7 protein-coding genes, 2 tRNA genes and 2 pseudogenes are annotated in these 14693 nt (G+C 64.3%); 7 read left to right on the plus strand and 4 right to left on the minus strand.

What is annotated here, in order from left to right:
* Positions 1–173 precede the first annotated feature (173 nt).
* A complete protein-coding gene (locus DSM100688_RS10395; RefSeq protein ID WP_152359028.1) occupies positions 174–905 on the minus strand; it encodes an SDR family oxidoreductase in 732 nt (243 codons plus the stop codon).
* A gap of 362 nt (positions 906–1267) precedes the next feature.
* Positions 1268–1353: transfer RNA gene (locus DSM100688_RS10400), tRNA-Leu, on the minus strand.
* A gap of 233 nt (positions 1354–1586) precedes the next feature.
* On the opposite strand from DSM100688_RS10400, the gene DSM100688_RS10405 reads away from it, so the two are divergent.
* A complete protein-coding gene (locus tag DSM100688_RS10405; RefSeq protein WP_152359029.1) occupies positions 1587–1832 on the plus strand; it encodes a hypothetical protein in 246 nt (81 codons plus the stop codon).
* A 315-nt stretch (positions 1833–2147) separates the two neighbouring features.
* On the opposite strand, the gene DSM100688_RS10410 is transcribed toward DSM100688_RS10405, so the two are convergent.
* The gene (locus DSM100688_RS10410; RefSeq protein WP_152359030.1) at positions 2148–3815 is read right to left on the minus strand and encodes a gamma-glutamyltransferase family protein; all 1668 of its coding nucleotides are present in this window, start codon (positions 3813–3815) and stop codon (positions 2148–2150) included.
* Between the two features lie 236 nt (positions 3816–4051).
* A complete protein-coding gene (gene tgt / locus DSM100688_RS10415; RefSeq protein WP_152359031.1) occupies positions 4052–5377 on the minus strand; it encodes a tRNA guanosine(34) transglycosylase Tgt in 1326 nt (441 codons plus the stop codon).
* A gap of 238 nt (positions 5378–5615) precedes the next feature.
* Between tgt and DSM100688_RS10420 the strand changes: the two genes are divergently transcribed.
* The 6 genes and pseudogenes from DSM100688_RS10420 (at position 5616) to DSM100688_RS10440 (ending at position 14157) form a co-directional block, all read left to right on the plus strand.
* Complete coding sequence (locus DSM100688_RS10420) at positions 5616–7697, plus strand: trypsin-like peptidase domain-containing protein (protein ID WP_152359032.1); 2082 nt, start codon at positions 5616–5618, stop codon at positions 7695–7697.
* A 567-nt stretch (positions 7698–8264) separates the two neighbouring features.
* Positions 8265–8894: pseudogene (locus DSM100688_RS12390) on the plus strand (hypothetical protein); the annotation flags it as partial.
* Positions 8895–9041: 147 nt separating this feature from the next.
* Positions 9042–10733: pseudogene (locus tag DSM100688_RS10425) on the plus strand (HAD-IC family P-type ATPase); the annotation flags it as partial.
* 340 nt (positions 10734–11073) lie between these two features.
* Positions 11074–12534 carry an FAD-dependent oxidoreductase gene (locus DSM100688_RS10430; protein WP_152359033.1) on the plus strand — a complete coding sequence of 487 codons (1461 nt, stop codon included), beginning with the start codon at positions 11074–11076 and terminating at the stop codon, positions 12532–12534.
* A gap of 257 nt (positions 12535–12791) precedes the next feature.
* Positions 12792–13742, plus strand: coding sequence for a zinc metalloprotease HtpX (gene htpX / locus DSM100688_RS10435; RefSeq protein ID WP_152359034.1), 951 nt, complete (start codon positions 12792–12794; stop codon positions 13740–13742).
* A 344-nt stretch (positions 13743–14086) separates the two neighbouring features.
* Positions 14087–14157, plus strand: a tRNA-Gly gene (locus tag DSM100688_RS10440).
* Positions 14158–14693: the final 536 nt, after the last annotated feature.

Raw genomic sequence — 14693 nt, forward strand, 5'->3', positions numbered from 1 at the left:
GCCCACCGTGTGCCCCGCTGCGTGTTTCGTACGCGTGACGCACAATGGCGACAGTCAAATAAGCGTGCGGCGGACCTTGCGACACCTCCTGCAGGGTCCGCCGCATTTTTTGTGGTTCCGATGGTGGTACGGGGTGCCGCCGACGCGCACTTGCCAACGCTGCGTGGGCCGCGTTACAGCGCGCTGACGCCGCCGTCGACGTGGATGGTTTCGGCGTTCATGAAGCCGTTGCGCATCAGGAACAGGTAGGCGTCCGCGACTTCGCCGACGGTGCCGAGACGCTTGAGGGGGTTGACGTTGGTCATCTGCGCGGTTTGCGCCGCAAGCTGGTCCGGCGTCAGATCACGCCACAGTCCGGTCGGCGTCCACCACGGTGCCACAGCGTTCACTCGCACGCGCGGCGCCACCTCGATCGCAAGTCCCTGCGTCAGTGTTTCGATCGCCTGATTGCCGAGCACCGCACCTGACGCGTTATACGGGCGGCCGCCGGAGCCGGCGGTCAGCGTCAGCGATCCGCCGTCGGCAATATGCGGCAGCACCGTCCGCGCGATGCGCAGCGCGACGAGATACTTGCCATCCACCGCCGTACGCACGGCATCCTCGCTGTTATCCAGAAATCCGCCGCCCATCGCGCCGCCCATCATCGACACCACGTGATCGAACGGATCATGCGCTTCGATGAACCGTTTCAGTTGCGTCGCGTCCGTCGCGTCCAGTGAGTCCGCAGTAACCGAATCGGCCGAACTGAACGAGCCGAGCGTCGACTTGGCGGCCGCGGCATGTTCAGTCGACCGGCCGATCACCGCGACCTGCGCGCCGTACTGCAGCGCCTGCCGTGCGATTTCCAACCCGAAACCAGACGTGCCGCCGATGACAAGTATGCGGCTGCCGTTGAGCGATGCCATTCGGTCCTCCTTGATTTATGGACTGTCCGTGGGACGTTTTTCACAGGTTGTCTCATGGGCTGCCCTGTGGATGGCGCGGTGATGCGTCACGTTCATCCTTCCCCTTCATCCTTCCTTTCCTGACGGACATACTTTGCGGATGCACGTGCCTGTAGCCTCTCGCCTCCTTAAACCTCTCAATCTCCTGGCTTCTCAACGGACATACAGCCGATTTGCCGGTCGGAATCGGCTGTATGTCCGTTGAGGGGGTGAGACCGGGGGGGGCGAGGAACAGACTGCGGCGAGGTCTAGCGCGACACTCGTGGTCTGCCCGTTCGAGAAAGCAAAAGGGCTGGAACCATTCGGTTCCAGCCCTTTCTTGCTGGTGCGAGTGGGGGGAGTTGAACCCCCACGAGCATACACTCACTGCCACCTGAAGACAGCGCGTCTACCATTCCGCCACACTCGCAGACAATCGACTAACTTACACCCGACCTGCGATTTGCGCCACTTCGGCGTGTCGCGGTGTGAGCGTCGTGCGCGATGAGCGGCATGGGTTGCGTGTGTACGGCCATGACTCCAGTGTTTCCGCCGTTTTCGGCGCGTCGTGTGGGGGTGCCTGTCTGTATGGTGAAACCGTATCGTCCAAGTTTTATGGGGTGGAAAGACGCAATGAATCGGCTGCAGTCTCGGTCACGGTGCATGACGCTGATGATCGTCATGGTGGTATGCGCAGCCATATTACTGCTCTGCGCGTGGGTTGCGACGGCCATGCTGGTCGCCGTCGCCGCAAGCGTCGTCGGCCTGTGCTCGTTGCGCGAGTGCCGCATCTGCCATCGATTCGATACGTTAATTCGGACCGATGCGTACGGTCCGATCTGCCCGACCTGCCAGCGGATGATTCTCGAAGGACGTCAGCAGGAGTTGTTGGAGCGGCGGATCGGCTGAAGTCTGTGGCGGGGAGGCCGCGTATCCCTGAGGCTCCCCTCAGTCAGCTGCGCTGCCAGCTCCCCTCATAGAGGGGAGCCATGCCTGAGCCGGTCCGCGTCTGGAGCGGCAAGACGGCTCGTCCTGCAACTGCGGACGGCCTTTGGCTGTCTGTTTGTGGACTCGCCTGCCGGCTCGTACATTGCCTACAAACCGCTCTGCGGTTTGCGTTACGGCAATGTCCTCATAGAGGGGAGCCATGCCTGCGAGCTGGTCCGTGCCGGGGTGGCAAGAGGTCTTCTCTCACGGAAAGGAGCAGCGCCTGACGGTGCGGAGCTACCAGCACGCGATGTTGCTGTCGGTACGCGACTCGGTTCCTCCGACCAGCGATACGCCGCCGTCCGGCATCCAACCGTCGCCGTCCACTCGCATAATCATCTGGCCGCGACCGAAATCAGCCGTTTCCAATCCGACCGTGACCTCATGTCCGCGCCGCGCCAGCTCCCGCGCAATCGCATCGTCGAACCGCGTCTCCACGCGCATCGCATTGCCGTGATCCCACCGCCAGCGCGGTGCGTCGAGCGCCTGCTGCGGGTCCATCCCGAAATCGATCGCGTTCATCGCCACCTGCACATGTCCCTGCGGCTGCATGTACGCGCCCATCACGCCGAACGGCCCGACCGGCCGCCCATCACGCATCAGGAATCCCGGAATAATCGTGTGATATGTACGCTTGCCCGGCTTGAGCGCGTTCGCCCGCGCCGGATCGAGCGCAAAATCGGCCCCGCGATTCTGCAACGAAATGCCCGTCCCCGGCACGACGATCCCCGACCCGAATCCCATGTAATTCGACTGGATGTACGACACCATGTTGCCCTCGCCGTCCGCACAGCACAGGTACACCGTGCCCGAACTCGACGGCGTGCGCGTCGTACGCACTTCGGCCGTCTCGCCGATCAGCCGCGCCTTCTCCTCGCCGTACTCGGGCGTAAGATACCGCGCGTAGTCGAACCCGGTGTCGTCCGGATCGCTGACCGTGTCGAACGCGTCCGCGAACGCGAGTTTGATCGCCTCGATCTGCCGGTGGTACGTGAGCGTGCGATCATCATGCGTGACGTCGAAGTTACGCATGATGTTCAGCGCCATGAGCGCGACGATGCCCTGCCCGTTCGGCGGAATCTCGCACACCTGCCAACCGTCGCGATAGTTGAGCCGCATCGGGTCTACCCAGCGCGGCGCGTACGAGGCCAGATCGTCGTACCGCAGGTAGCCGCCGGCTTTGCGGCTCGCCTGATCGATCGCATGCGCGAGGTCTCCCCCGTAGAACGAGCGCGCGTTGGTCGCGCCGATGTCGGTCAGCGAGTCCGCGTGATCGGGCAGCGTGACGATCTCGCCGGCGGCCGGCGTGCGCTGGTCGGCGCCGCGTGTGAACGTGCGGAACCATTCGTCGAACCGGCCGTCGTCGTTGTGCCGTCGGTAACTGTCGGCGCCGCGCCGCCACCAGTACGCGAGATTCGGATTAACCGCGTAGCCGTTACGGGCGTAGTCGATGGCCGGCGCGAGATCGTCGGAGAGCGATAGTCGACCGTAGCGTTCGTTGAGCGCGGCCCATGCGGCGGGCGCGCCAGGCACGGTGACCGGCGTCCATCCGAGATACGGCATGCGACCGTTCGCCGTGGCATGACCGTCCGCGACGACGCGCTCGATGGAGATGCCTCGCGGAGCAGGGCCGCTCGAGTTGAGGCCGACGAGCCGCTGTTCGCGGGCGCTCCATGCGATGCAGAACGCGTCCGATCCGATGCCGTTCGACGTCGGCTCGACCACGGTGAGTGCGGCCGCGGCGGCGACGGCTGCGTCGAACGCGTTGCCGCCCTTGAGGATGACCTGCAGGCCGGCCGCGGAGGCCTGCGGCTCGGAACAGTTGACCATCGCGCGGTTCGCGTAGATCGGGTAACGCTGGGACGGATACCGCTGTGTGAGCGGATCGAATGTTGCGGATGTCATGTGTCCATTATCGCGCCGACGTGCCCTGTCTGGTCGGCGTATGTGGATCGCGTCGCTATGATTGATCGGTTTCATCACTCAGTGCGCGCGATCGGCTCGGGTGCGCGCACCGAGTGATGAATACGGGGCGCCGAACATCACTCAGTGCGCGCCGGTGTCGAGATTGCGCGCACTGAGTGACATTTGGACGCCGGCCGGTTGTGTGTAGACAAGGGTTGCCCGTGTGCGGACGATGATCAGCCGCGAGAACCGTGCGCGTAGAAGCGCGCGAGCGTCGCGTCGCGGAACTCGTCGAAGTAGCCGCCGTCGATCGACTCGCGGATGTCGTCGAGCAGCTTGATGAAGAAGTGCTCGTTGTGGATCGTCGCCAGCGTGAATCCGTTGAACTCGCGGGCGCGCAGCAGATGATCGACGTACGCCTTCGAGTAATGCGTGCACGTGTAGCAGTCGCAGCCCTCCTCGAGCGGGCCGAAATCGGTCTTGAACTCGGCGCGCTTGACGTTGTAGCGCCCGTCGCGCGTGAAGATCGCGCCGTTGCGGCCGCATCGCGCCGGCGCCACGCAGTCGAACGTGTCGCCGCCGTTCTCCACGCACGCGAAGATGTCGTCCACCGCGGCGATGCCGAGCACGTGGCGCGGACGGCTCTCCGGCATCGCATCGCAGATCCACGCGCAGGTGTCGCCGATGATCCGCTTCTCGATTGCACCGCCGATGCCCACGCCGTCGAAGTCCAGCGACGCGATCTGCTCGGCCGCGTGCCGGCGTAGATCCTCGTAGTTCGCGCCCTGCACCACGCCGTACAACGCCTGATACGGCTTGCCCAAACGTTCCGCAGTCAATCGCTGGTGTTCCGCGACGCACCGCTGCGCCCAACGGTACGTGCGCTCGACCGACTGTTCCTGATACCGCCGCGTGTTCATCAGCGTGGTCAGCTCGTCGAACGCAAACATGATGTCCGCGCCGATCTTGTGCTGAATGCCCATCGAAATCTCCGCACTGAACCGGTGCAGCGAGCCGTTGAGCGGCGACTTGAACGTCACGCCGTCCTCGTCCACGAACGCAAGCCGTTCCTTGCCGTCCGCGATCACGTCGTCCGACTTCATGCCGGTCACGTCCATCGCGAGCGTCTTCTTGAACCCCGCGCCCAGCGAGAGCACCTGGAACCCGCCCGAATCGGTGAACGTTGGGCCGTCCCAGTTCATGAACTTCGCAAGGCCGCCCGCAGCATCGAGCACGTCCTCGCCCGGCCGCTCGTACAGGTGGAAGGCGTTCGACAGCATGCACTGCGCGCCCTCCGCCCGCATCGTCTCCGGCAGTACGGCCTTCATCGCGGCCTGCGTGGCGACCGGCACGAACGCGGGCGTATGGATGTCGCCATGCGGCGTGTGCAGGATGCCGGTACGGCCGTAGCGCGCGCCGCCGCGGCCCTTGCCGTCCGCCGCGTCGGGCAGACGGGTGATCGTCTCGAAGCCGAACGCGCTGCGGTCACCGGGCTTGCCGGGCGCCGCGCCGCGCGGATGCTCCACCAGATTCGTCGGATTCGTGTGCTCAGGATTCGTCATGTGATTCACTCTAGGCGAAGCCCCGTAACGGACGCGCGAAGACGCGGCAACCCCGGGTTTGCAACGCTTGCGCGACGCATTGCGAAGGTCGGCAGCAAACTTGATTGTTTCTTCCAACGAACATTCAGGAAACTTCCAGAGCAAGTATCTTTACTCTTAGGTAGCAGTTCACCGGATCCCATACGCGGGCGCCGCGCGCGACGCGATGCGAGGCCCGGCAACAACCTAAGGAGCAGCAATGGCTGAAGAGAACAACAACGACTGGAACGCCGCGAACGGCACCCAGTCCGCGCAGTCGCAGGGCGACGCGCAGCAGGCCTCGCCTGCGCAGACGGCCGCAGGGCAGAACAGCAGCGACCCGGCCGCAACAACCGTTATCCCCACCAACGAAGGCGAACAGCCGACCGTGACGATGCCGACGATGCCGGCCGCCCCGACCACCGGCGACGCCGTGCATACCGACGTGCCGAACTATGCGGCCGCGGCCGGCGAAAGCACGGTCGTGTCGTCCGCACCGACCGCATCGCCGTACGTGTCGTCCGAATCGCCCACGTCGTCGTCGACTTCCGCGGGTTCCGCGGGTTCCGCGGCGTCTGGATCGGATCAGCCGACGCAGCAGTACCGTCCGGCGCCCGAATACGGCGCGTACGGTCCGACGCCGACCCAGACCCAGCCCGCCGGTCAGCCCGCGGCCAACGGCCAGTCCGCACAGCAGAACCAGCCGTTCGGCGGACTGTTCGGCAACCCGTTCGGCGGCGCGAACCAGAACGCGAACGGCCAGAACGGTGCGCAGAACGCGAACGGCCAGAACACGAACCGCAACCCGTTCGGCAACCCGTTCCTCGCCGGTCAGTCCGGTCAGGGCCAGCCGCAGCAGAACCAGCAGACCCCCAACGCCGCGCCGCAAGGCGGCCAGCAGCCGCCGTTCCCGCCGTACGGCAACCCGTTCGGCCCGGCCAACAACGGTCAGCCCGGACAGCCGGGTCAGCCGTCCGCCAAGAACGGCAACAAGACCGCCAACGGCATCGTGATCGGCGTCGTCGCGGCGCTCGTGTCCGCCGCGCTGTGCCTCGGCGTCGGCTACTACGGCCTGACCAGCGGCTGGGTCACCGTCCCGAACTCCAGCTCGCTGACCAGCGTCAACTCGAACAAGTCCGGCTCCGGCTCGGCCACCACCAAGAGCGGCGAAGCCGTCGACTGGGCGTCCGTCGCATCCAGCGTGTCCGACTCCGTCGTGTCCATCACCACCACGCTGAGCAACGGCGAAGCGAAGGGCTCCGGCGCGATCATCGACACCGAAGGCCACATCGTGACCAACAACCACGTGATCTCCGGCGCCCAGTCCATCGCCGTCACCCTCGCGAACGGCAACATGTACAGCGCGCAGGTCGTCGGCACCGACACCACCACCGACCTCGCCGTACTCAAGCTCGACAACGCGCCGAGCGACCTCAAGGCCGTCGAATTCGCCGACTCCGACAGCCTCGCGGTCGGCGAGGCCGTGATGGCCATCGGCAACCCGCTCGGCTACGACGACACCGCCACCACCGGCATCGTCTCCGCGCTCAACCGCCCGGTGACCGTGACCGACGACAACAACAACCAGATCGTCACCAACGCCGTACAGATCGACGCGGCCATCAACCCCGGCAACTCGGGCGGCCCGACGTTCAACGGCGCCGGCCAGGTGATCGGCATCAACTCGTCCATCGCGTCCACCGCCAGCTCGTCCGAGTCGGCCGGCTCGATCGGCATCGGCTTCGCCATCCCGGCGAACCTCGTCAAGCGCGTCGCTAGCGAAATCATCAAGAACGGCTCCGTCAAGCACGTCGCGCTTGGCGTGGTCGTCTCCACCGACACCGTGACCGCCGACGGCGTGACCCGCTCCGGCGCGAAGATCACCACCCCGTCCACCGGCGGCTCCGCAGTCGTCTCCGGCGGCCCGGCGGACAAGGCCGGGCTCAAGGCCGGCGACACGATCGTCGCGTTCAACGGCAACGCGGTCAACAGCCACTACGCGCTGCTCGGCTTCGTGCGCGCCGCGGCCCTCGGCGACAAGGCCACGCTCACCATCGTGCGCGACGGCAAGACCATGGACGTCGAGGTGACACTCGACCAGGAGGAGTCGTCGGTGAACGGCTCGTCCAGCTCCGGCTCGAACGGCTCGTCGAACGGCAACTCCGACGGCAACGGGTCGAACAACGGCAACGGGTCCGGTAACGGTTCGAACGGCTATGGCAACGGATCCAACGGTAACGGCAACAGCGACGGCGGCACCGGGGATGACGGCGGGTTCTCCGATCCGTTCGGCCTGTGGTAAACCGCGGGGCGCCAGTCGTGAACGTCCCTGAACGGGCGTAAGTCAAACGACCGTAAAGCAAGCGGGCGTAGATCAGACGACTGCAACTCAAACGACCGTAAGTCAACAGTATCGTGATGATCATGTTGACTTACGGTCGTTTTTGTATGCGCAGACGACCGTAACTCAATACGATCACGACGATGATGTTGAGTTACGGTCGTTGTTGGGGCCGTGGACGACCGTAACTCAATGGGAGGGATGCATTGTTGTTGAGTTACGGTCTTCTGCGGATGACCGGGCGTCGGTTGGGCGTTGGCCGGATGCCGGTTGGACGCAGGTTGGTTCCTCGATGATTCACGAAGTCGCGGGGCCCCGGCATCATGGGAAACGTCATAACTGAAGATGTCATTTTTACGCCGTGTATCGGATGATCGCGTGGGGCGTCGCACGAGGTGCGTGTGACGTTCGGCAACGTCGCCGGTGGGTTAACAAGGCGTGACCGAACTGCCGATCGAGGCCGGTCACGCGTCTGCATACCCGCGTCGCCGCCGCGATCGACTCCGTATGCGAGCGTAAGGAGTAATGATGAACACGTTCATCGTCAGATTCTTCCAAGCTGTACTTCGTATCTGCCGGTTGGTGCCGATGCTGCCGATCGTGATCGTGGCGGCGATCCCGTTGACGTTACTGGGCGAGTGGCGACCGGTCGGGCTGTCGTCTGTCCGACTGCCTGTGCTGGGTGGTCCCGGCGTGGGGCAGTGGCTGATCATCGCGCTGGTCTTGATCGTCGTATTCGATACTGTGCGCGGGATGATCGACGACATTCGGCATGGGCAGGTCGGCGTGGATCTGCTCGCGGTCGTGGCGATCCTGTCGACCGTGGCGGTGCGTGAGTATTGGGCGAGTTGGGCGGTCATGCTGATGATCGCGTCCGGCGAGGCGATCGAGGAATACGCGCAGGCGAAGGCCGAACACAGCCTGACCGCATTGATGCAGGCTGCGCCGCAGACCGCGCACGTGGTCGCGTTGCCGGGCGTGGGCCGCGGCGGTGGGATGTCGCGAACGGCGGCTGATGATGAGTCCGGAACGCGGACGGTCGTATCCGATGCCGGATTTCGGCGAGTGAATGGGACGTCGGGAGAGTCTGACGTTATTGCGGCGACCGGTGTGCGGAAACATGCTGCTGAAACGGCCGGTGTGATTCGACGTCACGATATGCACGCTGACGACCCCGGTGCGGTCTGCGCCATCACCGGTCGGGATCCGGAAGAGTGCGGTTCCATCGTGCGCCGCAGCGATGAGCGCATCCATCGGTCAGCAGCGGCCGGTGGTGATGGTTCCACGGACGCGCGTCATCTGCGCACCGTACCGGTCGATCAGGTGCGCGTTGGTGATGTGCTCGTCGTGCTGCCCGGCGAAACCGTGCCGGTCGACGGCGAGCTCATGTCCGTCTTCGCCACGCTCGACCTGAGCAACATCAACGGCGAACCGGTGCCGCGCGAAGTCTTCGCGGGCGCTCGTGTCATGTCGGGCGCGGTCAACGGATCGACCACGCTCACCATGCGCGTCACCGCGTTGGCCGTCGACTCGCAGTACCAGCGCATCATGACGCTCGTGTCCTCCGCACAGGAGTCTCGTCCGGCCGTTGTGAGGACGGCCGACCGGCTGGCCGTCCCGTTCACGGTGCTGTCGCTGGTGATCGCGGGCGTTGCGTGGGCGGTGTCCGGTGTGCCGACCCGGTTCGCGCAGGTGCTCGTGCTGGCCACGCCGTGCCCGCTGCTCATCGCCGCGCCGGTCGCGTACATCGCCGGAACCGGGCGGCTTGCGGAGGCCGGGGTGCTCATCAAGACGCAGGACGTACTCGAGCGACTCGGGCAGGTCACGCAGGTGTTCTTCGATAAAACCGGTACGCTGACCGTCAAGCAGCCGCAGGTCGTGCGCGTGGACATGCTGCCGGGGGTGGAGACCCGGCTGGACGAGGATCACGTGCTGATGATGGCTGGCGTGGTCGAGGGATATTCGGTGCATATCCTCTCGCGGGGCATCGCGGCGGCCGGCGAGGCGGCGATGAAGCGGTTGCGGGCGCGGTTTGCGGGCGGGCAGCGGGACTGTCCGGACCCCGGAGCGGACGCATTCGGGCATGGGCAGGATTTGCCGGTCGTGAAGAAGGTTCGGGAGGACGCCGGTCGGGGCGTATCCGGATCGGTGAACGGACACGCGGTGCGTGTGGGACGACTGTCCTTCGCGAACGCCCGTGATGACGGGTTCCAGCCGGTTGCCGGTGATGCCGCGAACCCGTCGGACGTGACGATTCGTACTCGGTTTGGCATGCTAGCCCCGGATGAGATGGCGTCCTATGTGTCGGTCGACGGGCAGTTGGTCGCGCGTATCGTGCTGCGCGACGTACCACGTGCGAACGCCCGCGAGGCATTGGCGCGACTGCATTCGCTGGGTGTGGGGCGGCTCACCATGCTGACCGGCGACAAGCGGGCGTCCGCCGAGATCATCGCCCGCGAAGTCGGCATCGATGAGGTGCACGCCGAACTGTTCCCGGAGGACAAGGTTGCGGCGGTGCGGGATGCGGGCGAGGTCGGAGACCATGCCCAAAGTGTGCGGCATGATGCGGACGACGTGATCCCGTCTCGTGGCGGTCGCAGAAAGTCTGAGTGTGATGGTTCCGTTTGGCCTCAGCATAACAGGGCCGGGCATCCCGTCACGATGATGGTGGGCGACGGCGTGAACGACGCGCCCGTCCTCGCCGTCGCGGACATCGGCGTGGCCATGACCGACGGCACCTCCACCGCCGCCTCGGAATCCGCGCAGGTCGTCATCATGAACGACGACATCGCCGCCGTGCCGCAGGCCATCGCCATTGCCCGCCGCACTAGGCGCGTCATGCTGCAGGCCGTGCTCCTCGGTCTCGGCCTCGCCCTCATCGGCATGCTCGCCGCCGCCTTCAACCTCATCCCGGTCGTCGTCGGCGCCTTCCTGCAGGAAGCCATCGACGTCGTCTCCATCCTTTGGGCTCTCACTGCCCTCCTGGATCGGGAGTGATCGACGTGAATGAGAGGCTTTCCGCAAACTGAGAGGCAGATTGCATGATGCGCAAGGATCTTTCTCCAAACTGAGAGGCAGCTCTTCGTGGGGACGGTGCCATATTCCCGTTGTGATGACCCATTTCGAGGGTAGATCAGCCGTGCGTGGAGGGGAAAGCTGCCTCTCGGTTTGGAGAAAGACCACTGTGAGGCCGCGAATCTGCCTCTCAGTTTGCAGAAAGGAACATACCACGCGTCTCAAGCGGCAAGTCGGCTGATTCCCGCTGGCAGTTGTGCCGATATGCAGCCGTCCAAATCACCCCTTCCGCGATTCGGCGGCTTGCGATAGGCTGTAACGCGTGACTGAAACTGTGAATACTGACAATAATGAACTGCGCATCGCAGTGATCGGCGCCGGTCCGGCCGGCGTCTACTCCTCCGACATCTTCCTGCGTCAGCTCAAGAAGCTCGGCGAGGAGCTCGGTCTCGGCACCGAGGCTCGCATCGACCTGTTCGAGAAGCTGCCTGTGCCGTTCGGCTTGGTCCGTTATGGCGTGGCGCCCGATCATCCGTCCATCAAGTTCATCGCGTCCGCGCTCGAAAAAACGCTCGACAACCCGAACATCCACCTGTATTGCGACGTGGAGTTCGGCAAGGACGTGACGCTCGACGAGCTGCTTGCCCGTTACGACGCCGTGCTGTTCGCCACCGGCGCGGTCAAGGACAAGCCGCTCGGCCTGCCTGGCGCGGACCTCGACGGCGTGTACGGCGCGGCCAAGTTCGTCGAGTGGTACGACGGCTATCCGACCGGCGCTCGCGAATGGCCGCTGACGGCCGAGAACGTGGCCGTGATCGGCGGCGGTAACGTCGCGATGGACGTGGCCCGCGAGCTCATGCGCAACGCGGACGACCTCAAGGCCAAGACCGACATCCCGGACAACGTCTACGAGGGCATTCAGAGCAACAAGGCGAAGGTGCTCCATCTGTTCATCCGTCGCGGCGTCGCGCAGGCGAAGTTCAGCGTGCAGGAGCTGCGTGAGATGGAGAAGCTGCCCGGCGTGCAGCTCATCATCAACGAGGACGATTTCGAACTGGACGATGACACCATCGAGGTCGCCGGTCAGGACAAGCTCACCCGTCAGATGGTCGAGGAGCTGTTCACGATCCGCGAGATGGCCGAGGACATGGAGGACGACGGCGACGTTGACTTCGAAGGCAACCCGGCCGACCGCAAGTACTACGTCCACTTCAACTCCGCCCCGACCGAGATCCTCGGCGAGGACGGCAAGGTGACCGCGATCCGCGTCGAGCGCACCGAAACCGGCGCCGACGGCAAGATGCACCGCACCGGTGAGTTCACCGACTACCCGGTCGAGGCAGTGTACCACGCGATCGGCTACCAGCCGGCCGAAGCGCCCGGCATCGTGTACGACCACAAGGGCGCGCATCTGGCCAATGCGAACGGCGACGGCCGCATCACCACCGCCGCGGACGGCGGCGAAGTGCGCGAACGCCTGTACGCGACCGGTTGGGCCAAGCGCGGCCCGGTCGGCCTGATCGGTTCGACCAAGTCCGACGCGCTCATGATCGTGACCAACATGCTCGAGGATCTCGCCAAGGCCGCGGAAGGCGGCCGCGTGGCGGCAGACCGCGACCCGGAGTCGATCGACCGACTGCTGGAGAGCCGCGGCGTCAAGCCGATCGATTTCGCCGGCTGGAAGAAGGTCGACGCGTTCGAGCGTGCGGAAGGCGCGAAGGAAGGCCGCGAGCACAAGAAGGTCATTGATCCGGATCAGATGCGCGCGCTGGCGCATGCGTGATGCGGGTTGCGTTTGACGTTGATGGTTGCGGCGGGCGGCTGATTCCTGATGTTTGCTGATGTCTGACATCTAACGTCTGACGTTGACGGGCGGCCGGTTGCGATGGAATCGCGACCGGCCGCCCGTCGTATATGTGCCGTCGTATGCGTATTGCAATACGCCGTCGTTCGTCGCGGCGCTTCGCTCCGGTTCCGCTGGCGGCGGACATGCCGCATCCATCCAGCCAACACTCAGACAGTGAATTTACTGTGTGCATTATGAACGGCAAACTGCGGGTGCACGGCCACTTCAACGGCCTGAAGACAACGCTGCTTTTCGCGTTGATGTGGGCAGTGATCATGCTCATCTGGTGGGCCACGGGCGGCCGCCGCAGCACGCTGAGCATGTATATCGTCATCGGTCTGATCACCACGTTCGGGTCGTACTGGTTCTCCGACAAGCTCGCCATCGCGTCGATGCGCGCGCGGGAGGTGTCCGAGGCCGAAGCCCCTGCGCTGTACCGCATCGTACGTGAGCTGAGCGCAAAGGCCGGCAAGCCGATGCCGCGCATCTATATCGCCCCGACCATGAGCCCGAACGCGTTCGCGACCGGCCGCAACGAACGGCATGCGGCGGTGTGCTGCACGCAGGGCATCCTGCAGCTGCTCAACGAACGTGAGATCCGCGGTGTGCTCGGCCACGAGCTGATGCATGTGTACAATCACGACATTCTGACGTCGGCGATCGCGTCGGCGATGGCGACGGTGATCACGTATCTCGGCTATTCGCTGATGTATTTCGGTGGTGGTTCGCGCGACGACCGTGACGGTGATTCGGGTGCGTTCGGTCTGATCGGCGTGCTGTTGAGTTCGATTCTTGCGCCGATCGGTGCGTCGCTGATTCAGATGGCGATTTCGCGGACGCGCGAATACGATGCGGACGAGGACGGGTCGCTGCTGACGGGTGATCCGGAGGCGCTGGCGTCGGCGTTGAACAAGATCTCGTACGGCGCGCAGACGACGCCGATGCCGAAGACCGCGGGCACGCAGTCGGTAGCGGCGATGATGATCGCGAATCCGTTCTCCGCGGCCGGTTTTTCGAAGCTGTTCTCGACGCACCCGCCGACCGAGCAGCGGATTGCGCGGCTGATGCAGATGGCCCAGGAGATGCGCGCCGCGGACGCCGGCGTGGGCGGTGCCGGTTATGGTCCGGCGCAGGTGCGGTACTAACGGCTTTTTGTTGTTTTTTTGTGTCGCTTTCTGTTTTCCGTCACTTTCCGTCGCTTGCTGTCGCTTGTTGTAACTTTCCCATCATTGCTTACTGTCTCTTGCTGTAACTTTCCGTCACTCCAACGGACATACAGCCGATTACGGGCGTGATTTCGGCTGTATGTCCGTTGATGGGGGATTGATGGATTGACGAATCGGCGAATCGAGAATCGCGACAGGGTGGGATGTGCAGGACGACACGGTCGGCACCGACGGGCGACTGCTTGCTTGCCAGTGCGGGACGGCGACGCGTGGGCCGACGGTCTGCTATACTGTCTGCTTGTGTCTCGCGTCGGTGAGACATCGCGAATGTAGTTCATCGGTAGAACGACAGCTTCCCAAGCTGTAGAGGCGGGTTCGACTCCCGTCATTCGCTCCGATGGGCGGCGGTTGCCGCCTTTTGTGTTTTTTGTACTGTGTATAGCTGATGCGCAAGAAATTCGGGATATGAAGCCGATCGTCCCGAATTTCTTGCACTGAGCGAGCGTCAGTGCAAGAAATTCGGGAGATTGGGGATAATTCCCCGAATATCGTGCACTGAGATCCGGTCAGTGCAAGGATTTCGGGACGAAAGGGTTGTTTTCCCGAATTTCTTGCGCCGGAGAAGCGGGGAGGATGTCGCGGTGCGGCCATCCGGGACGCGTTTTCGACTCCAACGGACATGCAGCCGATTCGGGCAACGTAATCGGCTGTATGTCCGTTACAAGGCCGAGACCTCTCTCCTAACGGACATACAGCCGAAAAGGGCGGGTAAATCGGCTGTATGTCCGTTAGGAAGTAGGAGGTCGAGCCGAGACGGGGCGAGCCGAGACGGGGAGTGCCGACGGCGGCGGGCACACGGAGCGCCGCCGAGATGAGACGGGGGATGGCGGCAGTAGAGGCCGTAAGGTAACCTATTCGACGGCGGAAATT

Origin of the sequence: Bifidobacterium ramosum, assembly GCF_009299505.1 — a bacterium.
Classification (GTDB): Bacteria; Actinomycetota; Actinomycetes; order Actinomycetales; family Bifidobacteriaceae; genus Bifidobacterium; species Bifidobacterium ramosum.

Coding starts and splice junctions, on each gene's coding strand:
- DSM100688_RS10395 (WP_152359028.1), bottom strand. CDS start 905: ATGGCATCGCTCAACGGCAGCCGCATACTTGTCATCGGCGGCACGTCT.
- DSM100688_RS10410 (WP_152359030.1), bottom strand. CDS start 3,815: ATGACATCCGCAACATTCGATCCGCTCACACAGCGGTATCCGTCCCAG.
- DSM100688_RS10405 (WP_152359029.1), top strand. CDS start 1,587: ATGACGCTGATGATCGTCATGGTGGTATGCGCAGCCATATTACTGCTC.
- htpX (WP_152359034.1), top strand. CDS start 12,792: ATGAACGGCAAACTGCGGGTGCACGGCCACTTCAACGGCCTGAAGACA.
- tgt (WP_152359031.1), bottom strand. CDS start 5,377: ATGACGAATCCTGAGCACACGAATCCGACGAATCTGGTGGAGCATCCG.
- DSM100688_RS10420 (WP_152359032.1), top strand. CDS start 5,616: ATGGCTGAAGAGAACAACAACGACTGGAACGCCGCGAACGGCACCCAG.